Source organism: Nitrospirillum iridis (assembly GCF_014205765.1).
GTDB lineage: Bacteria > Pseudomonadota > Alphaproteobacteria > Azospirillales > Azospirillaceae > Nitrospirillum > Nitrospirillum iridis.
Window position 1 is genome coordinate 215411 of sequence record NZ_JACIIZ010000005.1, and the last position, 18649, is coordinate 234059.

General features: G+C 68.3%; 18 protein-coding genes. 12 read left to right on the forward strand and 6 right to left on the reverse strand.

The genetic code is table 11. From position 1 onward, the window contains the following. Positions 1-102: 102 nt before the first annotated feature. The 4 genes from ahpF to FHS74_RS10595 form a co-directional block, all read right to left on the reverse strand. Positions 103-1665 (reverse strand): alkyl hydroperoxide reductase subunit F, encoded by a 1563-nt coding sequence (gene ahpF, locus FHS74_RS10580; RefSeq protein WP_184800183.1) that lies wholly within the window; start codon positions 1663-1665, stop codon positions 103-105. Positions 1666-1939: 274 nt separating this feature from the next. Next, the gene (gene ahpC / locus FHS74_RS10585; protein WP_184800184.1) at positions 1940-2503 is read right to left on the reverse strand and encodes an alkyl hydroperoxide reductase subunit C; all 564 of its coding nucleotides are present in this window, start codon (positions 2501-2503) and stop codon (positions 1940-1942) included. 380 nt (positions 2504-2883) lie between these two features. Continuing rightward, positions 2884-3402, reverse strand: a complete 519-nt coding sequence (locus tag FHS74_RS31145) for a DUF2059 domain-containing protein (RefSeq protein ID WP_184800185.1) — start codon at positions 3400-3402, stop codon at positions 2884-2886. Between the two features lie 185 nt (positions 3403-3587). Then, the gene (locus FHS74_RS10595; RefSeq protein ID WP_281384634.1) at positions 3588-4595 is read right to left on the reverse strand and encodes a sulfate ABC transporter substrate-binding protein; all 1008 of its coding nucleotides are present in this window, start codon (positions 4593-4595) and stop codon (positions 3588-3590) included. Positions 4596-5116: 521 nt separating this feature from the next. On the opposite strand from FHS74_RS10595, the gene cysG reads away from it, so the two are divergent. The 5 genes from cysG to FHS74_RS10620 are packed head-to-tail and all read left to right on the forward strand — an operon-like array spanning position 5117 to position 9955. Then, complete coding sequence (gene cysG, locus FHS74_RS10600; RefSeq protein WP_184800187.1) at positions 5117-6625, forward strand: siroheme synthase CysG; 1509 nt, start codon at positions 5117-5119, stop codon at positions 6623-6625. 13 nt (positions 6626-6638) lie between these two features. Beyond that, positions 6639-6944, forward strand: a complete 306-nt coding sequence (locus FHS74_RS10605) for a DUF2849 domain-containing protein (RefSeq protein ID WP_184800189.1) — start codon at positions 6639-6641, stop codon at positions 6942-6944. Positions 6945-6997: 53 nt separating this feature from the next. Further along, complete coding sequence (locus FHS74_RS10610; protein ID WP_246463046.1) at positions 6998-8719, forward strand: nitrite/sulfite reductase; 1722 nt, start codon at positions 6998-7000, stop codon at positions 8717-8719. Beyond that, on the forward strand, positions 8706-9242 hold the full coding sequence (locus tag FHS74_RS10615) for a DUF934 domain-containing protein (RefSeq protein WP_184800192.1): 537 nt from the start codon (positions 8706-8708) through the stop codon (positions 9240-9242). Before FHS74_RS10610 ends, FHS74_RS10615 begins: the two co-directional genes overlap by 14 nt. After that, positions 9239-9955, forward strand: coding sequence for a phosphoadenylyl-sulfate reductase (locus FHS74_RS10620; RefSeq protein WP_184800194.1), 717 nt, complete (start codon positions 9239-9241; stop codon positions 9953-9955). The genes FHS74_RS10615 and FHS74_RS10620 overlap by 4 nt, the downstream gene beginning before the upstream one ends. Before the next feature lie 13 nt (positions 9956-9968). On the opposite strand, the gene FHS74_RS10625 is transcribed toward FHS74_RS10620, so the two are convergent. Then, positions 9969-11156, reverse strand: coding sequence for a hypothetical protein (locus FHS74_RS10625; protein WP_184800196.1), 1188 nt, complete (start codon positions 11154-11156; stop codon positions 9969-9971). A gap of 199 nt (positions 11157-11355) precedes the next feature. Here FHS74_RS10625 and sugE point away from each other — a divergent pair, with 199 nt between their 5' ends. Next, positions 11356-11673: a quaternary ammonium compound efflux SMR transporter SugE gene (gene sugE / locus FHS74_RS10630; RefSeq protein WP_184800198.1), complete on the forward strand. Its 318-nt coding sequence runs from the start codon at positions 11356-11358 to the stop codon at positions 11671-11673. 38 nt (positions 11674-11711) lie between these two features. Here sugE and FHS74_RS10635 read toward each other — a convergent pair whose 3' ends face one another. After that, positions 11712-12926, reverse strand: coding sequence for an NRAMP family divalent metal transporter (locus FHS74_RS10635; protein WP_343066902.1), 1215 nt, complete (start codon positions 12924-12926; stop codon positions 11712-11714). A gap of 589 nt (positions 12927-13515) precedes the next feature. Here FHS74_RS10635 and hexR point away from each other — a divergent pair. From hexR to FHS74_RS10665, 6 genes are all read left to right on the forward strand, one after another. Further along, a complete protein-coding gene (hexR, locus tag FHS74_RS10640; protein WP_184800200.1) occupies positions 13516-14358 on the forward strand; it encodes a transcriptional regulator HexR in 843 nt (280 codons plus the stop codon). Positions 14359-14363: 5 nt separating this feature from the next. Next, complete coding sequence (locus FHS74_RS10645; RefSeq protein ID WP_246463047.1) at positions 14364-15170, forward strand: YbhB/YbcL family Raf kinase inhibitor-like protein; 807 nt, start codon at positions 14364-14366, stop codon at positions 15168-15170. 5 nt (positions 15171-15175) lie between these two features. After that, positions 15176-15805 carry a molybdenum cofactor guanylyltransferase MobA gene (gene mobA / locus FHS74_RS10650; RefSeq protein WP_184800202.1) on the forward strand — a complete coding sequence of 210 codons (630 nt, stop codon included), beginning with the start codon at positions 15176-15178 and terminating at the stop codon, positions 15803-15805. Positions 15806-15877: 72 nt separating this feature from the next. Further along, positions 15878-16921 (forward strand): M4 family metallopeptidase, encoded by a 1044-nt coding sequence (locus tag FHS74_RS10655; RefSeq protein WP_211106220.1) that lies wholly within the window; start codon positions 15878-15880, stop codon positions 16919-16921. Next, positions 16918-17259, forward strand: coding sequence for a protealysin inhibitor emfourin (locus tag FHS74_RS10660; RefSeq protein WP_184800204.1), 342 nt, complete (start codon positions 16918-16920; stop codon positions 17257-17259). Before FHS74_RS10655 ends, FHS74_RS10660 begins: the two co-directional genes overlap by 4 nt. A 144-nt stretch (positions 17260-17403) precedes the next feature. Continuing rightward, positions 17404-18612 carry a hypothetical protein gene (locus tag FHS74_RS10665; protein WP_184800206.1) on the forward strand — a complete coding sequence of 403 codons (1209 nt, stop codon included), beginning with the start codon at positions 17404-17406 and terminating at the stop codon, positions 18610-18612. The last annotated feature ends 37 nt before the right edge of the window (positions 18613-18649 follow it).

Here is an 18649-nt window from a genome sequence, read left to right on the forward strand (position 1 = left end):
CCCCCAAAACCTCCCAACGCCAATGAAAACGCCCATCCGGAGGCGACGCCGGTGGGGACCGGCGCCGCCCCGGATGGGCGCTGAACTTCAGATGGACCCGACTCAGGCGGCCTGGACCGAGCTGCGGATCAGGTGGTCGAAGGCACCCAGCGAGGCCTTGGCCCCCTCGCCCATGGCGATGATGATCTGCTTGTAGGGCACGGTGGTGACGTCGCCGGCGGCGAAGACACCGGCCAGCGAGGTCTCACCATGGTGGCCGACGATGATCTCGCCGCGTTGGGTCAGCTCGACACTGCCGCGCAGCCAGTCGGTGTTGGGCAGCAGGCCGATCTGCACGAAGATGCCTTCCAGCGCCACGCGATGGGTCTCGCCCGAGGCGCGGTCCTTGTAGAGCAGGCCGTTCACCTTCTGGCCATCGCCCGTGACCTCGGTGGTCTGGGCCTGGGTCAGGATGGTGACGTTGGGCAGGCTCTTCAGCTTGGTCACCAGCACGGCGTCGGCCCGCAGCTGGCTGTCGAATTCCAGCAGGGTGACGTGGGCGACGATGCCGGCCAGGTCGATGGCCGCCTCCACACCGGAGTTGCCGCCGCCGATCACCGCCACGCGCTTGCCCTTGAACAGCGGGCCGTCGCAGTGCGGACAGAAGGCGACACCCTTGGTCTTGTACTGCTCCTCCCCCGGCACCTTCATCTCGCGCCACCGGGCGCCGGTGGCCAGGATAATGGCCTTGGACTTGAGCTTGGCGCCGCTTTCCAGCGTCACCTCGTGCAGGCCGTCGACCGTGGCCAGCGCCTTGGCGCGCTGCTGGCTCATGATGTCCACGTCATAGCTGCGGACATGCTCCTCCAGCCCGCGCACCAGCTTCGGCCCCTCCGTCGCGGTGACGGAGATGAAGTTCTCGATGCCCAGCGTGTCCATCACCTGGCCGCCGAAACGCTCCGCCACGATGCCGGTGCGGATGCCCTTGCGGGCGGCGTAGATGGCCGCCGCGGCGCCGGCGGGGCCACCGCCCACCACCAGCACGTCGAACGGCTCCTTGGCGTCGATCTTGGCGGCCTCGCGGGCCCCGGCGCTGGTGTCCACCTTCGCCAGGATCTCCTCCAGATCCATGCGGCCCTGGCCGAAGGGCTCACCGTTCAGGAAGATGGCCGGCACGCCCATGATCTGGCGCTTGGTCACCTCATCCTGGAACTGGCCGCCGTCGATCATCTCATGGCGGATGCGGGGGTTCAGCACCGCCATCAGGTTCAGCGCCTGCACCACGTCCGGGCAATTGTGGCAGGTGAGCGAGATGAAGGTCTCGAAGTGGAAGTCGCCTTCGATGGCCTTGATCTGCTGGATCACCTCATCGGAGACCTTGGGCGGATAGCCGCCAGCCTGCAGCAGCGCCAGCACCAGCGAGGTGAACTCGTGGCCCATGGGCAGGCCGCTGAAGCGGATGCCGATGTCGCCGGCCGGGCGGTTCACGGTGAAGGACGGGCGGCGTCCGGCGCCATCCACGTTCTCGGTGATGTTGACCAGCGGGGAGGCTTCGGCGATATCGGCCAGCAGCTCCATCATCTGGCGGGAGGCGGCGCTATCGTCCGGGTAAGCAACAATCTCGATGGGCTGCTTCACCCGTTCCAGATAGGCCTTCAATTGGGTCTTGAGATTGGCGTCCAACATCGATCGGGCTTTCTGGCGGAGATTAGAAGGGGAGTGGCGGGCAAAGAGGGGACGGTCACCGGCGCCAGGAAGGCGGCCGGACCTGTCTCGAAACGTAATGTCGCAGGCGGGCTGTTCAAGCGGGGGCCTGCCGCTGAGGGCACGGCCCAGGTACTGGCCCCCAGGTCGCGAGACCCATGGGGCAACCGGGAGCGATCACGCCCCTGGAACGGGCTGGGGCGTCACCGCCCCAGCCCCAAGTCCCAGCGTCAGACGAATGTCCGACAGGGCTGGATCAGATCTTGCCGACCAGATCCAGCGACGGCTTCAGGGTCTCGGCGCCATCGGTCCACTTGGCCGGGCACACTTCGCCCGGGTGGGAGGCGACGTACTGGGCGGCCTTCACCTTGCGCAGCAGCTCGCCAGCGTCACGACCGATGCCGTTGTCGTGGATCTCGCACAGCTTGATCTGGCCTTCGGGGTTGATGACGAAGGTGCCGCGCAGGGCCAGGCCCTCTTCCTCGATCAGGACGTCGAAGTTGCGGGCCAGCGTGGCGGTCGGGTCGCCAACCAGCGGATACTCGACCTTGGCGATGGTGTCGGAGGTGTCGTGCCAGGCCTTGTGGGCGAAGTGGGTGTCGGTCGACACGCCGTAGATCTCCACGCCCAGCTTCTTGAACTCGGCGTAGTTGTCAGCCAGGTCGCCCAGCTCGGTCGGGCAGACGAAGGTGAAGTCGGCCGGGTAGAACACCACCACGGACCACTTGCCCGTCAGGTCGGCCTCGGTCAGGGACACGAACTTGCCGTTGTGGTAGGCGGTCGCCTTAAAGGGCTTCACGGCGGTATTGATGAGGGACATCGCTAATTCCTTGGCTGTTGAATTAATCAATCAGGGTCGGTTTCGGTGGGCGCCCTGCCGCGGCTCCGTTCGGGACCGTGCGGCGTTCGCCCCACCGACGAACAGGACCATACCGACATCTTAGAATAATTCCAATTATAAAAATTGAGAGCCGTTTGCAGTCGCGGCATGCCTGCCCCCCGGCAGGCTGGGGGGCAAGCCCCTTGGCGGCGGCGGCGGCTGACACGCTGGTGGCTGACCAGCCCGCGACGTCGGCCACTTTAAAGGCGGACGCGACGAAGCGCCATCCGTCACATGGGGCGGCGGCGTCTTTTGGAACCGGCCCGCCGACATCCCCTTCCCCGCAGGCTCGTCTCCTGAGCAGTAGTACAGCCAATGCCTTATTGCGGCAGTTTCAGGCCCTGCCGCTCACAAGCGGCCCTGAATTCCTCCATGACCGGCCCCAGCAACTGGGGCAGCGCCCCCTGCGCCTGGGCGACACTGCGCCGCATCAGGGAGGGCAGCTCGTTCAACGCCTTCTGCCCCACCGGCGAGGCGTAGAAATCGAGCATGGCCTTTAGCTCCGCCTCGGTGAAGCGCGCCGCGTAGGTCCGGGCGGCGGCGTCGAGGACGGGTTGCATCGCGGTGCGGAAGGACGGCAGCAGGGTCTTCTCGAACAGGGCGTCGACGTCCGCCTCCCGCCCCGGGTTGGCGGCTTTCAGGTTGAAGGTCAACGGCTGTACCGTGGCCTCCAGCACTTGCCGCATCAGGCTGTCGGCGGTGGTGGCGTAGGCCAGGTCGCGGGCCAGTTCCACGGCGTGCGGCGACGGCGCCGCCGTCTGCGACCAGGCTGGCATCGCCCCGGCGAGAGACAGGCCCAGCAACACGCCGGCCACGCCGGCACCAGATCCCTTGCGCACTCCCATTCCTCCCCTGTCGCCTGCAGCTTATAGGGTCCGGCCCGAGCCGGAACCCCGCTGCCATACCTCTACCGTCCGGCACCGGCGTCAAGGAAGGGCGGGCCTGCGCCCTACGCCTAAATGACAACGCCGCCGCCCGGCATCCCGGACGGCGGCGTCGCGCTGGCGTTCGCTTGGAACCTGGTTCAGCCCGGCTGGTACAGCTGGTCGAAGCTGCCACCGTCGGCGAAGTGCGCCTTGTGGGCATCGTGCCAACCACCGAAGGTGGTGATGTCGAACAGCTCCACCTTGGCGAACTTGTTCGCCACCTCCTGCAGGACCACGGGATCGCGCGGGCGGTAGTAATGCTTGGTCGCCAGGATCTGCGCCGGCTGGGTGTAGAGGGTCTGCAGGTAGGCCTCCGCCACCCGGCGGGTGCCGTGGCGGTCCACCACCTTGTCCACCACCGCCACCGGCGGCTCCGCCAGGACGGAGACGGACGGGGTCACCAGTTCGAACTCCCCGGGCCCCAGCTCCTGGATGGCGAGGTAGGCCTCATTCTCCCAGGCCAGCAGCACGTCGCCCAGACCGCGCTGCACGAAGGTGGTGGTGGCGCCACGGGCGCCCGTGTCCAGCACCGGCACCTTCTTGAACAGCGCCTTGATGAAGTCGCGGGCCGCGGCGTCGCCGCCCTTGGCGCGGGCGTAGCCCCAGGCCGCCAGATAGTTCCAGCGCGCGCCGCCCGAGGTCTTGGGATTGGGGGTGATGACCTCCACACCGGGCTTCAGCAGGTCCGGCCAATCCTTGATGCCCTTGGGATTGCCCTTGCGGACCAGGAAGACGATGGTGCTGGTGTAGGGTGTGGAATTATACGGCAGGCGCTTCTGCCAATCCTTGTCGATCAGGCCGCCATTCTCGACGATGGCGTCGATGTCGTAGGCCAGCGCCAGGGTGACGACGTCAGCCTCCAGCCCGTCGATGACCGCACGCGCCTGCTTGCCCGACCCACCATGCGAGGTGTTGACGCTGACCTGATCGCCACTGGCCGCCTTGGCCCATTCCTTGGCGAACAGTTCGTTGTATTCCTTATAAAATTCCCGGGTCGGGTCGTACGAGACGTTCAGCAGCTGCGAAGCGGAGCGCGCCCGCACCGACCCCAGCATGGCCACACCGGCGGCACCCACCATGGCGGTCAACAACGTTCTGCGATGCATTCGGATTCCCCCTCGAAGGTTCAGGTCCATCCCGATGAACGGACCCCGGCCGGAGATGGGCGCCCCCTGTGGCAGGACGCCGCACCCCCATCCGCGTCGTTGGCGCCCATGACAAACGACACCGCAATCTGTGTCAACACAAACATAAATAACAAATCTTACACGTTATTATGAAGGGCCCGGCTTTCCTGGCCGGCAAAGCGTCGACAGGGCAAGGCGTTACCTGAATCGCGGCCTATTGCCCATTTCCAAGCTGTGAAACCCAGCCAGGATCACACCCCTGTTGTGCATGGCAGTGTTGCGACCTTCCGCCCGCCCCGCGCCCATGTCGGCGCATTTTTCGATTCATTCTGTTACAGCCCTTTGAAGGAAAATGGTTTTCCATAACGGCACCCCGAGGTCGCACGGGCGACGCGGGTGGAGCCCCATCCCGATGCCCGGGTGCTTGAACCTCGACAAATCCGCTGTTTACGAACACATTATGAAAGAACGCGACTTTATTCACAGGACTGTTCTGTATAATGCCTTCCGCCTTCCCCCTGTTCCTGACGCTGACCGGCCAGACCGTTCTGATCGCCGGCGGGGGTGAATTGGCCCTGCGCAAGGCGCGGCTGGTGGCGGGTTCGGCAAATGGGAACGGGGACGCGAATGGGGAGGGCGGCCGTGGCGCCCGGCTGGTGGTGGTGGCGGCCGATGTGCACCCCGATCTCGCCAGCTTGGCCGCCGAAGTGCGCCGCCGCCCCTTCACCCCCAGCGACCTGGACGGCGCCACCCTGGTGTTCGCCGCGGGCGACGATGAGGACGAGGCGGCCCGCGTGGCGGCTCTCGCCCGCGCCCGGGGCGTGCTGGTCAATGTGCCGGACCGGCCGCGATTGTCCACCTTCATCATGCCGGCCATCGTCGATCGCGGGCCGATCACGGTGGCGATCTCCACCGCCGGTACCTCACCCGTGCTGGCCCGCCGCCTGCGGGCCCGCATCGAGGCCGCGCTGGAACCGGGCCTGGGCCGCCTGGCCCTCTTCCTCGACGGCTTCCGCAGCGCCGTCCGCGCCGTCAAATCCGACGAGACGGCGCGCCGCCGTTTTTGGGAGCGGGTGATCGATGGCCCCATCGCCCAGCGCTTTCTGGCCGGTGACGAGGCCAGCGCGCGCGAACAGCTGGTGAAGACGCTGAACGCGGGCGCCGGGAACAGCGGCGCTGCCGCCGAAGCCGGCTCCGTCGCCCTGGTCGGGGCCGGCCCCGGCGATCCCGATCTGCTGACCCTGCGGGCCCTGCGCCTTCTGCAGAACGCCGACGTGGTGGTGCACGACAAACTGGTGGACGACCGCATCCTGGATTATGTCCGTCGCGACGCCCGTCGCGTTTATGTCGGCAAGTCCAAGTCCTGCCACACGGTCAGCCAGCAAGAGATCAACGCGCTGCTGGTCAGCGAGGCCCAGGCCGGCCACCGCGTGGTGCGGCTGAAGGGCGGCGATCCCTTCATCTTCGGCCGGGGCGGCGAGGAGATGGCCGTGCTGCGCGCCGCCGGCGTGACGGTGGAACTGGTGCCCGGCATCACCGCCGCCGTGGGCTGCGCCGCCGCCGCCGGCATCCCCCTGACCCATCGCGGCCTGGCCCAGGGCATCACCCTTATCACCGCCCATGGCGCCGGTGTCGACGGCGGGTCGGTCGACGCCGCCATCGACTGGTCGGCGCTGGCCCGCCTGGACCACACGCTGGCGGTCTACATGGGCCTGAGCAAAGCCGGGCTGGTGGCCGACCGCCTGGTCGCCGCCGGCAAGGCGCCGGGCACGCCCGCCGCCCTGGTGGAGAACGGTACCCGCCCGGACCAGACGCTGCTGGTCGGCACGCTGGCCACCTTGGCCGACATGGCCGCCGGGCGCGCCGGCCCGGCCCTGATCCTGGTTGGGGAGGTCGTGACCCTGGCCGACCCCGGCAAAATCGCCGCCGACGTTTTCACCACCCTGGCCCCCAATCCGGACCGCATCGCGGACACGACCCCGGATCCGGGTTTCAAAGCCGCCGTCTGATAGAGGATTTCCCATGGCCCGCGTTACCGACGCCCCCAAGGTCGTCACCGCCAATCGCCTGCAGGACGGAGCCGTCGTCTGGCTGACGCCGGCCGGTGATTGGTCGATCCGCGTGCAGGACGCCCAGGTGCAGACGGAAAACGCCCCGGTCGAGGCGGCCTTGGCCATCGCCCGCGCCTCAGCCGCCCGGCAGGAGGTGGTGGACCCCTACGCCGTGGACGTGGCGGTGGAGGCGGCCGGCCCCCGCCCCCTGAAGACGCGGGAGTGGATCCGCGCCGCCGGCCCCAGCATCGACGCCCTTCCGGCCTCGGCCGCCTGACGCCGGCGCATCGCCTGTTCCCGCAAGACCAAAATCACACAGAGCCCGCCGTCATGAGCCCCTCCGCCGCCGCCCGCCAGATCGCCCCACCCGCCCGCGGCCTGCCCAGCCACGCCGGCATCTACCACTATGACCAGGTGGACCGTGACTTCCTGAAGGAGCGGGTGGAGCAGTTCCGCCGCCAAGTGGCCCGGCGCCTGTCCGGCGAGCTGACGGAAGACGAGTTCAAGCCGCTGCGCCTGATGAACGGGCTGTACCTGCAGCTGCACGCCTACATGCTGCGCATCGCCGTGCCCTACGGCGTGCTGACCAGCCGCCAGGTGCGCCAGCTGGCCCACATCGCCCGAATCTATGACAAGGGCTTCGGCCATTTCACCACCCGCCAGAACCTGCAGCTGAACTGGATCAAGCTGGTGGATGTGCCGGCCATCCTGGATCTGCTGGCCGAGGTGGACCTGCATGCCATCCAGACCAGCGGCAACTGCATCCGTAACGTGACGTCGGACCAGTTCGCCGGGGCGGCCAGCGACGAGGTGGTGGACCCCCGCCACTATGCCGAGGTGCTGCGCCAATGGTCGACCCTGCACCCGGAATTCTCGTTCCTGCCGCGCAAGTTCAAGATCGCCATCACCGGCAGCAGCGCCGACCGCGCCGCCATCTGCATCCATGACGTCGGCCTGATCGCCAAGCGCGGCGCCAATGGTCAGGTGGGGTTCGAGGTCTATGTCGGCGGCGGCCTGGGCCGCACGCCCTTCATCGCCAAGAAGCTGCGCGACTTCCTGCCCGAGGATGAGCTGATCGCCTATCTGGAGGCGGTGCTGCGCGTCTACAACGCCTATGGCCGGCGCGACAACATCTATAAGGCCCGCATCAAGATCCTGGTGCACGAGCTGGGCATCGAAAAGTTCCGCGAGGAGGTGGAAGCCGAGTTCGCGCGCATGCCGCGGGCCCAATATCGCCTCGATCCCGCCATCGTCGACGGCATCAAAGCCCGCTTCGCCAGCCAGCCCTATGAGACGCTGGAGCCGATCTCCGGCGTCCTGGCCCGCGCGCGGCTGGAGGATCACGCCTTCAACCGCTGGGTCCGCACCAACGTGGCCGCCCACCGCCAGCCGGGCTACGCCATCGCCACCATCACGCTGAAGCCGGCGGGCGGCATTCCGGGCGACGCCTCCGCCGACCAGCTGGACGCCATCGCCGCCCTGGCCGAGCGCTACAGCTTCGGCGAAATCCGCGTGACGCATGAGCAGAACCTGGTGCTGGCCCATGTACGCCAGGACGACCTGCCGGCCCTGTGGAAGGCGCTGAGCACCATCGGCTTCGGCGAGGCCAATTCCGGCCTGATCACCGACATCATCGCCTGCCCCGGCCTGGACTACTGCGCCCTGGCCAACGCCCGCTCCATCCCGCTCGCCCAGCGCATCTCCGAGCGCTTCGCCGACCTGGATCGGCAGCACGACATCGGTGAGCTGAAGATCAAGATCAGCGGCTGCATCAACGCCTGCGGCCATCACCATGTCGGCCACATCGGCATCCTGGGCGTCGATAAGAAGGGCGTGGAGGCCTACCAGCTGACGCTGGGCGGCAGCGCCAGCGAAGAAGGCGCCATCGGCGACATCATGGGCCCGGCCCTGTCGGCGGACGAGGCGCTGGACGCCATCGGCGCCGTGGTCGGCGTCTATCTGGAACAGCGCCAGGACGGGGAACGCTTCCTCGACACACTGGCCCGCATCGGTCACACCCCGTTCAAGGACAAGGTCTATGCCGCTCATTGAGTCCGGAAAGCTGATCGACGACGCCTGGGTGCGCCTGGGCGACGACGAGGCCCTGCCGGCATCGGACGTGCCGGTCATCGTCAGCCTGGCCCGCTTCCACAAGGACCGCGAGTCCCTGGTGGGCCGCAACGGCGGCCTGGGTGTTTTCCTCGCCAGCAACCAGCACCCCAAGGACATCGCCGACCATTTGGCCGACTTCGCCCTGGTGGCGCTGGACTTCCCCAAGTTCCGCGACGGCCGTGGCTTCACCGTTGCCCGTGAGCTGCGGGAATATCTGGGCTATCGCGGCACCATCCGCGCCGTGGGCCACACCATTCCCGACCAGTACCTGTTCCTGGTCCGCTGCGGCGTCGATCAGGTGGAGATCGCGGAGGGCAAGGATGCGGGCCTGTGGGCCCACGCCCTGACGGAGATCGACGTGGCCTACCAGGTGTCGGTGGCGGGGCCCCTGTCCACCGCCCGCTTGGCGCGCCATGCCAGCACCACCGGCGGCGTCTCCGCCCGGACGGAGACGGCAGCGTGACCGGCGTCGGCGACCGGGCGGCCGAACTGGCCCGGAGCTATGCCGGCGTGACGGGGCCAGCCCTGCTGGAACCGCTGCTGACCCGGGAGCTGAAGGGCGAGATCGCCCTGGTCTCCTCCTTCGGGGCGGAGTCGGCGGTGCTGCTGCACATGGTGGCGGAGATAGACCCGTCCACCCCGGTCATCTTCCTGAACACCGGCAAGCTGTTCGGCGAGACCTTGCGCTATCGCCGGGAACTGATCGCCCGCTTGGGGTTGACCGACGCCCGGGAGATCAGGCCCCTGGCGGAGGACGAGGCCGCCCGTGACGCCGACGGCATGCTGTGGCGCCGCGACCCGGACGCCTGCTGCCACTTCCGCAAGGTGGAACCGCTGAACCGCGCCCTGGCCGGTTTCGGCGCCTGGATCACCGGCCGCAAGCGCTTCCAGGCCGCCACCCGCGCCGACCTGGTGACCATCGAGGCCGCCGACGGCCGCCTGAAGATCAACCCCCTGGCCGACTGGGACCGCGACGATCTGGTGGCCTATCTGGACAGTCACGATTTGCCCCGCCATCCGCTGGAGGCCGACGGCTATCTTTCCATCGGCTGCATGCCCTGCACCGACCGGGCGGCCCCGGGCGATGATCTGCGGTCCGGCCGCTGGTCTGGCTTGGGCAAGACGGAATGCGGCATCCACATACCGGTTTCCGCGCTGGCGGCGCCCAGCAGGTGATCCCGGGGGGGCCTCAGCCCTGCGTTTCCCCCACGACCCGCCGCGGCGCGGCGGATGGCGTGGCCGCTTCCTGCGGCTTGAACACCTCGCGCAACTTGTCCACGGCGGCATCGAACATGGTGAACACCGCCTCGACGCTATACCCCGCCAGGAAGGCCGCCCCCAGCAGGGAGATCTGGGCCGAGGCCGTCGGCTCGATGGTGGCGACCACGCTTTTGTAGAACAGCCCGGTGGACAGCCCCAGCGTCAGGCCCAGCGCCCGGCGCAGTACCATGCGGAAGCCCAGCTGCGGCATGAAGGAGGCGTTGACCACCGCGTCGGTCAGCACCCGCGCGATATAGGCGCAGGCGCCCAACAGCCCGAACAAGGCCGGCAGGACGTAGAGCGTCAGGGCCGTGCCGGCGCTCCACGCCAATTCCACCGTGTGCAGCAGGATGGTGTCGGCATCCTCCGCCATGGGGGCCGCCATGGGGGCCGCAGTGGGGGCCGCCGTGGGAGCCGCCATGGGGGCCACCGGGGAGGCCGTCTCCCGCCGCTGGCAATAGCCGTGGGCGTCGAAGCTGAGGGTCACGATGCGGGAGAGCGGGTGGCAGATCCAGGGCGCCAGCAACTTCGCGGCCGCCTGCCGCCGCAGTTGGACCAGCGGCTCCTCAGCCTCCACCTGGGCGGGATTGGCGCCCGGCACCGCATCCCCCATCGGCCGCTGTGCCGCCGCCCCCTCGATGAACAGCAATTGGCGTACGCCGGTCTGGGTCAGCAGGTTGGTGCCGTTGGCGGCGTGGATCTGCACGATGGCCGTCACCAGCGCCACGCCGACCAGCCAGGCGACGCCGCTGCGGATGGTCCTTTGCACCAGTCCCGCCCGGGTCAGCGACCGCCACCAGCCCGCCAGGCCCAGTTCGCGACGGAATTCCCCTAGATGGCGCAGGCTGGCGCTGGTGGCCGGGGCGACCACGGCCGACAGCGCCTGATAGGCCACCCAAAGCTCCTGCCTTTCCTCCAGGCTCAGCTGGTCGGGGGACGGCGCCGTGACGCGCACGGCCATGTCGATCACCGGCCGTTCGAGCGTGGCCAGCCCCCGCGCGGCGGCGTAGGCCAACATGATGCGCACGTCGTCCTGCCACTCCCCCCAGCGCTGATGGCCCTGTGGGACCGCTGCGCCCGTCGCAACCGTCCCACCGTTAGTCGCCCCATCGGTCATGATGTCCCCCGTCCTTTGACGACCTCAATTAAAGAGACATGGCGTTCTAAAGTCTTTCTCTTTTTCGTGATCTTGGCATCGGACGGCTAGGCGGCCATGCTGGCTCGGCCGGGGACGACCCCGGCCCGGCGCCCTGTCTGGCGGCCAGGCATCCTTCCGGCGGGGACGGCCCCGCCCCTTCACATACCGGGGTAACGTCATGGCCTGGCTATGGTTGCTGCTGGCTGGCCTGTCCGAAGTGGGCTGGGCCGTGGGCCTGAAATACACTGAGGGGTTCACCCGACCGGTCCCGTCCCTCCTCACCGTCGCCGCCATGGGCGTCAGCCTGGGCCTGTTGGGCCTGGCGCTCCGCACCCTGCCGCTGGGCACCGCCTACGCGGTATGGACGGGCGTCGGCACGCTGGGCACGGTCATCGCTGGCATCGTGCTGTTCAACGAGCCGGCGACCGCGCTGCGCCTGGCGTGCATCGGCCTGATCGTGGCCGGCATCGCGGGGCTGAAGCTGGCCGCGGCGTGAAGCCGATCGCGGTCAGATCCACCTTTGGGCGATCTGCCCTAGATCACCCAGGTGACCACCATGGCGGTATCCACCAGCGCCATCGCCGCCATGCAGGCCCACCCCAGGATCCGCAGGCCCGGGGACAGGATGAAGCCGCCCATGATGTCCCGTCGGCTGGCCATGCGCATCATCATGACGATGACGGGCACGGCGACCAGTCCGTTGATGACCGCGCTCCAGAACAAGGCCTTCACCGGGTCGATATCCACCACGTTCATGGCGGCGCCAACGGCCATGGCCAGCAGGATGGCGCCATAAAAGGCCTTGGCCTGCATGGGGGGGCGGGCCAGGCCCACGGGCCAGCGCCGCGCCTCACCCAGGGCATAGGCGGCGGAGCCCGCCAGCACCGGCAGGGCCAGCAGGCCGGTGCCGATGATGCCCAGGGCGAAGACGGCGAAGGCGAAGGTGCCGGCGATGGGCCGCAACGCCTCCGCCGCCTGTGCCGACGTCTGGATGTCGGTGACGCCGTGGGCGTGCAGCGTCGCCGCCGTGGTGATGATGATGAACAGCGCCACGCCATTGGACAGAAGCATGCCGATATAGGTGTCCAGGCGAATGCGCCGCAGTTCCTCCGGCGCCTGGCCCGGCGCCTTTTTCAGGGGCTGGGCGCGGGGGTCGCCCTTCTCCTCCTCCACCTCCTGATCCGCCTGCCAGAAGAACAGGTAGGGACTGATGGTGGTGCCGAAGACGGCCACCACCGCCACCAGATAGTCGGCGTTCAGCGACAGGGGCGGGTGGACGATGGCATGGCCCAGTTCGCCCCAGGGGATGGGAATGGCGAACACCGTCGCCACGTAGGCGAACAGCGACAGCGTCAGCCATTTCAGGATGGAGACATAGCGGCGATAGGGGATGAAGATTTGCAGGGCGGCCGACCCGGCGCCGAACAGCAGAACGTACAGCCACTGCGGGCCACCGATGAGCAGCCCCAGGGCCGCCGCCATGGCCCCCAGGTCCGCGCCGATGTTGACCACATTAGCCGCCACCAGCAGCAGGACGATGGTGTTGATGGTCAGCGGCGGATAGTGGCGCCTCAGGTTGCCGGCGATGCCATGGCCCGTCACCCGGCCGATGATGGCGCTGATCTCCTGGATCGCCGCCATCAGGGGATAGGTCAGGATCAGGGTCCAGGCCAGGCCATAGCCGAATTGCGCCCCCGCCTGGGAATAGGTGGCGATGCCGCTGGGATCATCATCGGAGGCGCCGGTCACCAGGCCGGGCCCCAGGCATTGCCACACCGTACGCGGCTTGCGTTTTGCGGGAGGGGGCGGCGAACCAACGGCAGGGCCCCCGTCGCTGTCCGCCAAGGGGGCACCGCGCGCCGGCGGGATTTCAGACGGGGTTGCGGACGGCGTCGACGCCGTCTCCCAGGTATCCACGGCGACCCTCCCCGCTTCGTCTTTAAAACGGGGATGGGTGCTTATCGGCCCACCCCCGTTTCCCTAAAGACGCCGGAAGGACATCTGGTTCCTGTCGCCCGGGAATTCAGCCCACCCGAAGATCATGCGTCCGGCATGGTCGGCGGGTCGCACTCGTCACACGCCTCCTTCAGCGCCGGTGCCGCGAGGCGCTCCAGGATCTGCTTCAGGGTGGCGAGATCGGTGGCGCATCCCTGGGCCAGCGGATTTTAACTCTTATGACGGAATTGACATAGCGCACGTGACAGGGTGGCGCGCTTTCCGGTAATTTCACTACAAACGAGAGGAAGCCGCGACCGCGCGCGATCCGGGGACCATGCCCCCCGGCCGGGACTTTGGCGGGTTTCATCGGCAACGGTATCGGCGGGTCGGGGGTTACCTCATGCTGGGTCGCATACGCGGAATGATGGACGGTCTACGTCCATCGGAACGCAAGATCGCGGAAATAGTCTTGAAACGGCCGCACGCCGTCGTCACCGCCTCGGTGGCGGAGGTGGCGCGCGACGCGGACGTCAGCCAACCAACGGTGGTGCGCTTCTGCCGCTCCATCGGCTGCAGCGGCTATCAGGATTTCAAGCTGCGCTTGGCGCAGGACCTGGCGACCGGCACCCCCTTCGTCGATGCCGACCTCATGCCCGACGACCCGGTGGCGGAGGTGGCGGCCAAAGTCATTGGCCGGGCCATCAGCGCCTTTTCCCGCATGCGCAACCAGCTGAACACGGAGAATTTGAGCCGGGCCGTGGACCTGCTGGCTGCCGCCCGGCGCATCGAGCTGTACGGCTTCGGCGCCTCGGGCGTGGTGGCGCAGGACGGGCAGAACAAGTTCTTCCGCCTGGGCGTGCCCGTCATCGCCCATACCGACGTGCATGTACAGGCCATGGCGGCCAGCATCCTGGGACCCGATGGCGCCGTCATCGCCATCTCCCACACGGGGCGCACGCGCGAACTGCTGCGCTCGGTCGACCTGGCGCTGGACGGCGGCGCGCCGGTGGTGGCCATCACCTCGGGCGGGTCGCCGCTGGCGGAGCGGGCGACCGTGCCCCTGCTGGTGGACGTGGATGAGGATACCAGCATCTACACCCCGCGCACCTCCCGCCTGTCGCACCTGGCGGTCATCGACGTGCTGCAGGTGGCGGTGGCCCTGCGCCAGGGCACGGCGCTGGGCGAGAACCTGGCCCGGGTGAAGCGCCCCTTGCGCGAACGGCGCCTGACCGAGAAGGTCTAGGCGCCATGGCCCGCCGACTTGCGGTGATGGTGACCTTGGCGGCGGGGATCTCCTGTCTGGCCGCCGCCGTCCCCCGCACGGCCCACGCCGGCATGTGGCTGAGCAGCCCGGATCTGGCCGCCGATGGCACCCTGACCGCCCCCCAGGCCTGGGACCGCGACGGCTGCGGCGGCAAGAACATCTCCCCCGCCCTGCGCTGGGGTGGCGAGGCGCCGACCGCCAAAAGCTTCGCCCTGATCATCATGGACGCCGACGTGAAGAAGGGCTTCCGGCACTGGATGGTGTTCAACATCCCGGCCGGGGTGCATGCCCTGCCAGCCGGCGCCGGGGCGGCGGATGGCAAGGGCCTGCCCAAGGGCGCCGTCCAGGCGATGAACGATTTCGGCCCCAAGGGCTATGGCGGTCCCTGCCCGCCCGCCGGCCAGACCCACCGCTACGTCTTCACCGTCTACGCCCTGAACAAGGACACGCTGGAGCTGAGCCCGGACCAGCCGGCCGGCGCCCTGGAATCGCTGGTCCTGTCCCACGCGCTGGACAAGGGCCGGCTGCTGGCCCGTTCCCCCCGCTTCGACGCCCCGGCCGCTTCACCGGACAAGGTGCCGGAAAAGGCCAGCCAGCCAGAGGCGAAGACAGCGGAGAAGCAGCCCGCGGCGAAGTCGGTGGGAAATAAGCCGGAGGCGAAGCCGATTGGGAAACAGCCCGAGGCGAAGCCGGTGGGGAAACAGCCCGAGGCGAAGCCGGTGCCCGAGGCACGACCGCCCGAGGCCGCCGCTCCCCCACCAGACAAGCCCCCCGACAAGACGCCGGAGTGACCGGGATGCGCATCCTGGGCCTGATCCTGGCCGGCGGCCTGGCCCGGCGCTTCGGCGGCAGCGAGGCCCGAACGGTGGACAAGGCGCTGCTGTCCCTGGCCGGCCGGCCCCTGCTGGCCCATGTGCGCGGGCGCCTGGCGCCACAGGTGGCGGCCCTGGCGCTGAACGCCAATGGCGACCCCGCCCGCTACCGCGACCAGGGCCTGCCCATCCTGGCCGACACGGTGGCAGGCCACCCCGGCCCCCTGGCCGGCGTGCTGGCGGGACTGGAGTTCGCCCGCGCGGAGGGGGGTTATACCCATGTGTTGAGCGCACCCGCCGACTGCCCCTTCCTGCCGCCGGACTTGGCGGCGCGCCTGACGGCGGCGATATCCCCGGATGGGGTCGCCTGCGCCACGTCGGCCGGGCAGCGGCATCCGGTGGTGGCGCTGTGGCCCATTATCCTGGCCGCCCCCCTGCGCCACGCCCTGGCGGAAGAGGAAGTGCGCAAGGTCGGCGCCTTCCTGGCGCGCCAGCCGCTGGCGCAGGTCGACTTTCCGGCCCGGCCGCTGGACCCGTTCTTCAACATCAACACGCCGGACGATCTGGCCATGGCGGAGCGCCAGTTTCCCGGGTCATGCGGGGATATGTCCTAGGGGGCTATTCCGGCGACGGTCGCACGGTGACACGCTTGGCGCCCTGACCCCAGCGCTGAGAGGCCCGCCCCCATGTGCCAGCACGACGGTTGCCCCCCGCATGTCTGCTTCATCATCCCGCCCCACATGATGGAACATGTAGCGACGCACAGCCCGGACCCGACCATGCGTCGGCGGGCCATGCGCAACCTCTATCACCAAGGCCGCATCCGGGGCATGCGCGAGAGCATGAACCAGTTCGCCTTCGCCGGCCTGGCCACCGGCACCAAGCGGCGCACCATCTATGACGCCAAGCATGGCGGCGACCTGCCGGGAACCCTGGTGCGGTCCGAAGGACAGGCGGCGGGCAAGGACGTGGCCGTCAACGAGGCCTACGACTATGCCGGCAAGACCTACGATTTCTATATGCAAGTGCTGAAGCGCAATTCCGTGGACAACAAGGGCATGCGCCTGGACTCAACGGTGCATTACAGCACGGACTATGACAACGCCTTCTGGAACGGCCAGCAGATGGTCTATGGCGATGGCGACGGCCACCTTTTCGACCGCTTCACCAAGTGCCTGGACGTCATCGGCCATGAACTGACCCACGGCGTCACCCAGTTCACCGCCGGGCTGGACTATTCCAGCCAGTCCGGCGCCTTGAACGAATCCTTTTCCGATGTCTTCGGCTCACTGATCAAACAGCAGGCCGCCGGCGACACGGCGGCCAAGGCCGACTGGCTGATCGGCGAGGGCCTGCTGATCCCCAAGGCCGGCACCAACCGCACCGCGCTGCGGTCGCTGAAGGCGCCGGGCACAGCCTATGACGACCCGGATCTGGGCAAGGACCCGCAGCCGGCCACGATGAAGGATTACTACAGCGGGTCGGACGACAACTATGGCGTCCACATCAACTCCGGCATCCCCAACCACGCCTTCTATCTGGCCGCCACCAAGATCGGCGGCAAGGCGTGGGAGGTGGCGGGCGCCATCTGGTATGAGGTGCTGACCACCCGCCTGCAACTGTGGTCGGAATTCAAGGACGCCGCCGCCGCCACGCGTGAGGTGGCCCAAAAGCATGGCGCCGCCGCCGGCACCGCCGTGGATGACGCCTGGAAAGCGGTGGGCCTTTGATCGACCAAACCGCCCCGCCCATCATCGTGGAGTGCCAACGGCAAGGCGGAATCGCCTTCCCCATGCGCCGGCCCAAGATCACGCTGGACGTGGCGGGCCTACCGGCGGAGGAACGCGCGACGCTGCAGCACCTGGTACAGGCCGCCGACATGGCTGGGCAGCCGGCGGACTACCCGGGGCCCGGCTATCCCGACGCCTTGGAAACCCAGCTGACCGTGATCTGGCCCAGCCACAGCGCCACCGTGCGCTTCCGCGACGGCGACGGGCACCCCGCCCCACTGGATGAGCTGGCGGGCTGGGTGCTGCGACATAATCGACCTGAACAGGAGAAGAAATAGCTGAAACGCACGCGATAGGTTGCACCCAACTCCTCGTTAACCATACCCTGCCCACAACCAAGGGAAGCGGGGGGGCTGGGCATGGGACGGTGGAGACGCTTGGGAATTCTGGCGGCCGCTTGGGCCGCGGGTATTTTGCCGGCAATGGCACAGGAGTCAGCATCGCCGGCAAGCGCCAGGACCGCCGTTGAACTGCCATTCGACCGGGCCGATCGCCTCGCCGCTGGCGACTTCGTCGGCGAAATCCATGTCTACGAGGCCGCCGCCGCACAGGAGAAGGAATCCGGCGCCATGAGCCAGAGCCTGGCAACGCAATTTGCCAGGCTGGGTCGGCCCGATTTGGCATGGATCGCCTGGAAGCGACGGGGCCGCAAAGACTGTGAGGAGGCCGCCCGTGGAGCCGCCGCCGATCCGTTGGAGACTCTGTTGGCCCTGGCGCGGGACCGCCGGGTGGTGATGATCAACGAAAACCATATCGCTCCCGCGTCACGCGCCTTCTGGCTGGCGGCCCTGCCCCGCCTGCGCCAAATGGGCTTCACCCATGTGGCCATGGAAGCGCTCTTTATGGACGGGGGCGATTGGAAAGCCAGCGAGGTGCGCGAGCACTGGATCCTTGAAGGGAAGCCCACCATCACCCCCTATCTCAGCGAACCGACTTTCGCCGCCGTCATGCGCAAGGCCATGGCCCTGGGCTTCGATCTCGTTCCTTATGACGATGTCGGCGTCACGAGCGGCGACCCTGATTTGGCGACGGCATCGCGGGAGCGGGTGGAGGCCCTCCGTCTGGCGGAGGTCCTGGCCCGCATGCCGGCGGACGGCAAGCTGTTGGTGCTGGCCGGCTGGGCCCATGTCGACAAAGGCTTGCACCCGACAGTGCCCTGGATGGCGGAGGCGTTCAAGCAACGCACCGGCATCGACCCGCTGACCGTCGATACCACCGCCTGCCTGCGCGCTGACGCCCTGGCCCCCGCCGCCGCCTATCTGAACCCGGACGGCAGTGCCCGCATCACATCGTCACATACCGGCCGCGTCGATCTGCAGGTCCACATGCCCCAGGCGGTGGGCGCCGATCCGGTGGCCGCCGCCGGTATCTCGCGCCATTGGCTGGGCCAGCCCGTGGCCATCCCGGCGGCGCTGCTGCCCAAGGACGGCGACGGGGTGGTGGAGGCGCGCAAGCCGGGGCAACCCGCCGACACCGTGCCCTATGACCGCTTGTTCCTGCGAACGGGCGAGGTACTGCCCCTGTATCTCCCGCCTGGGCGGTATGAGTTGACCCTGCGCGGCGAAGGCGGTGACATCAAGGGCCGCGCCATCGTCACGGTTCGCGAGCCCGGCAAAGAGGCCCGTCCATAGGCCCCATCCTCTCAACATCAAAGGAGAGACTGGTCCC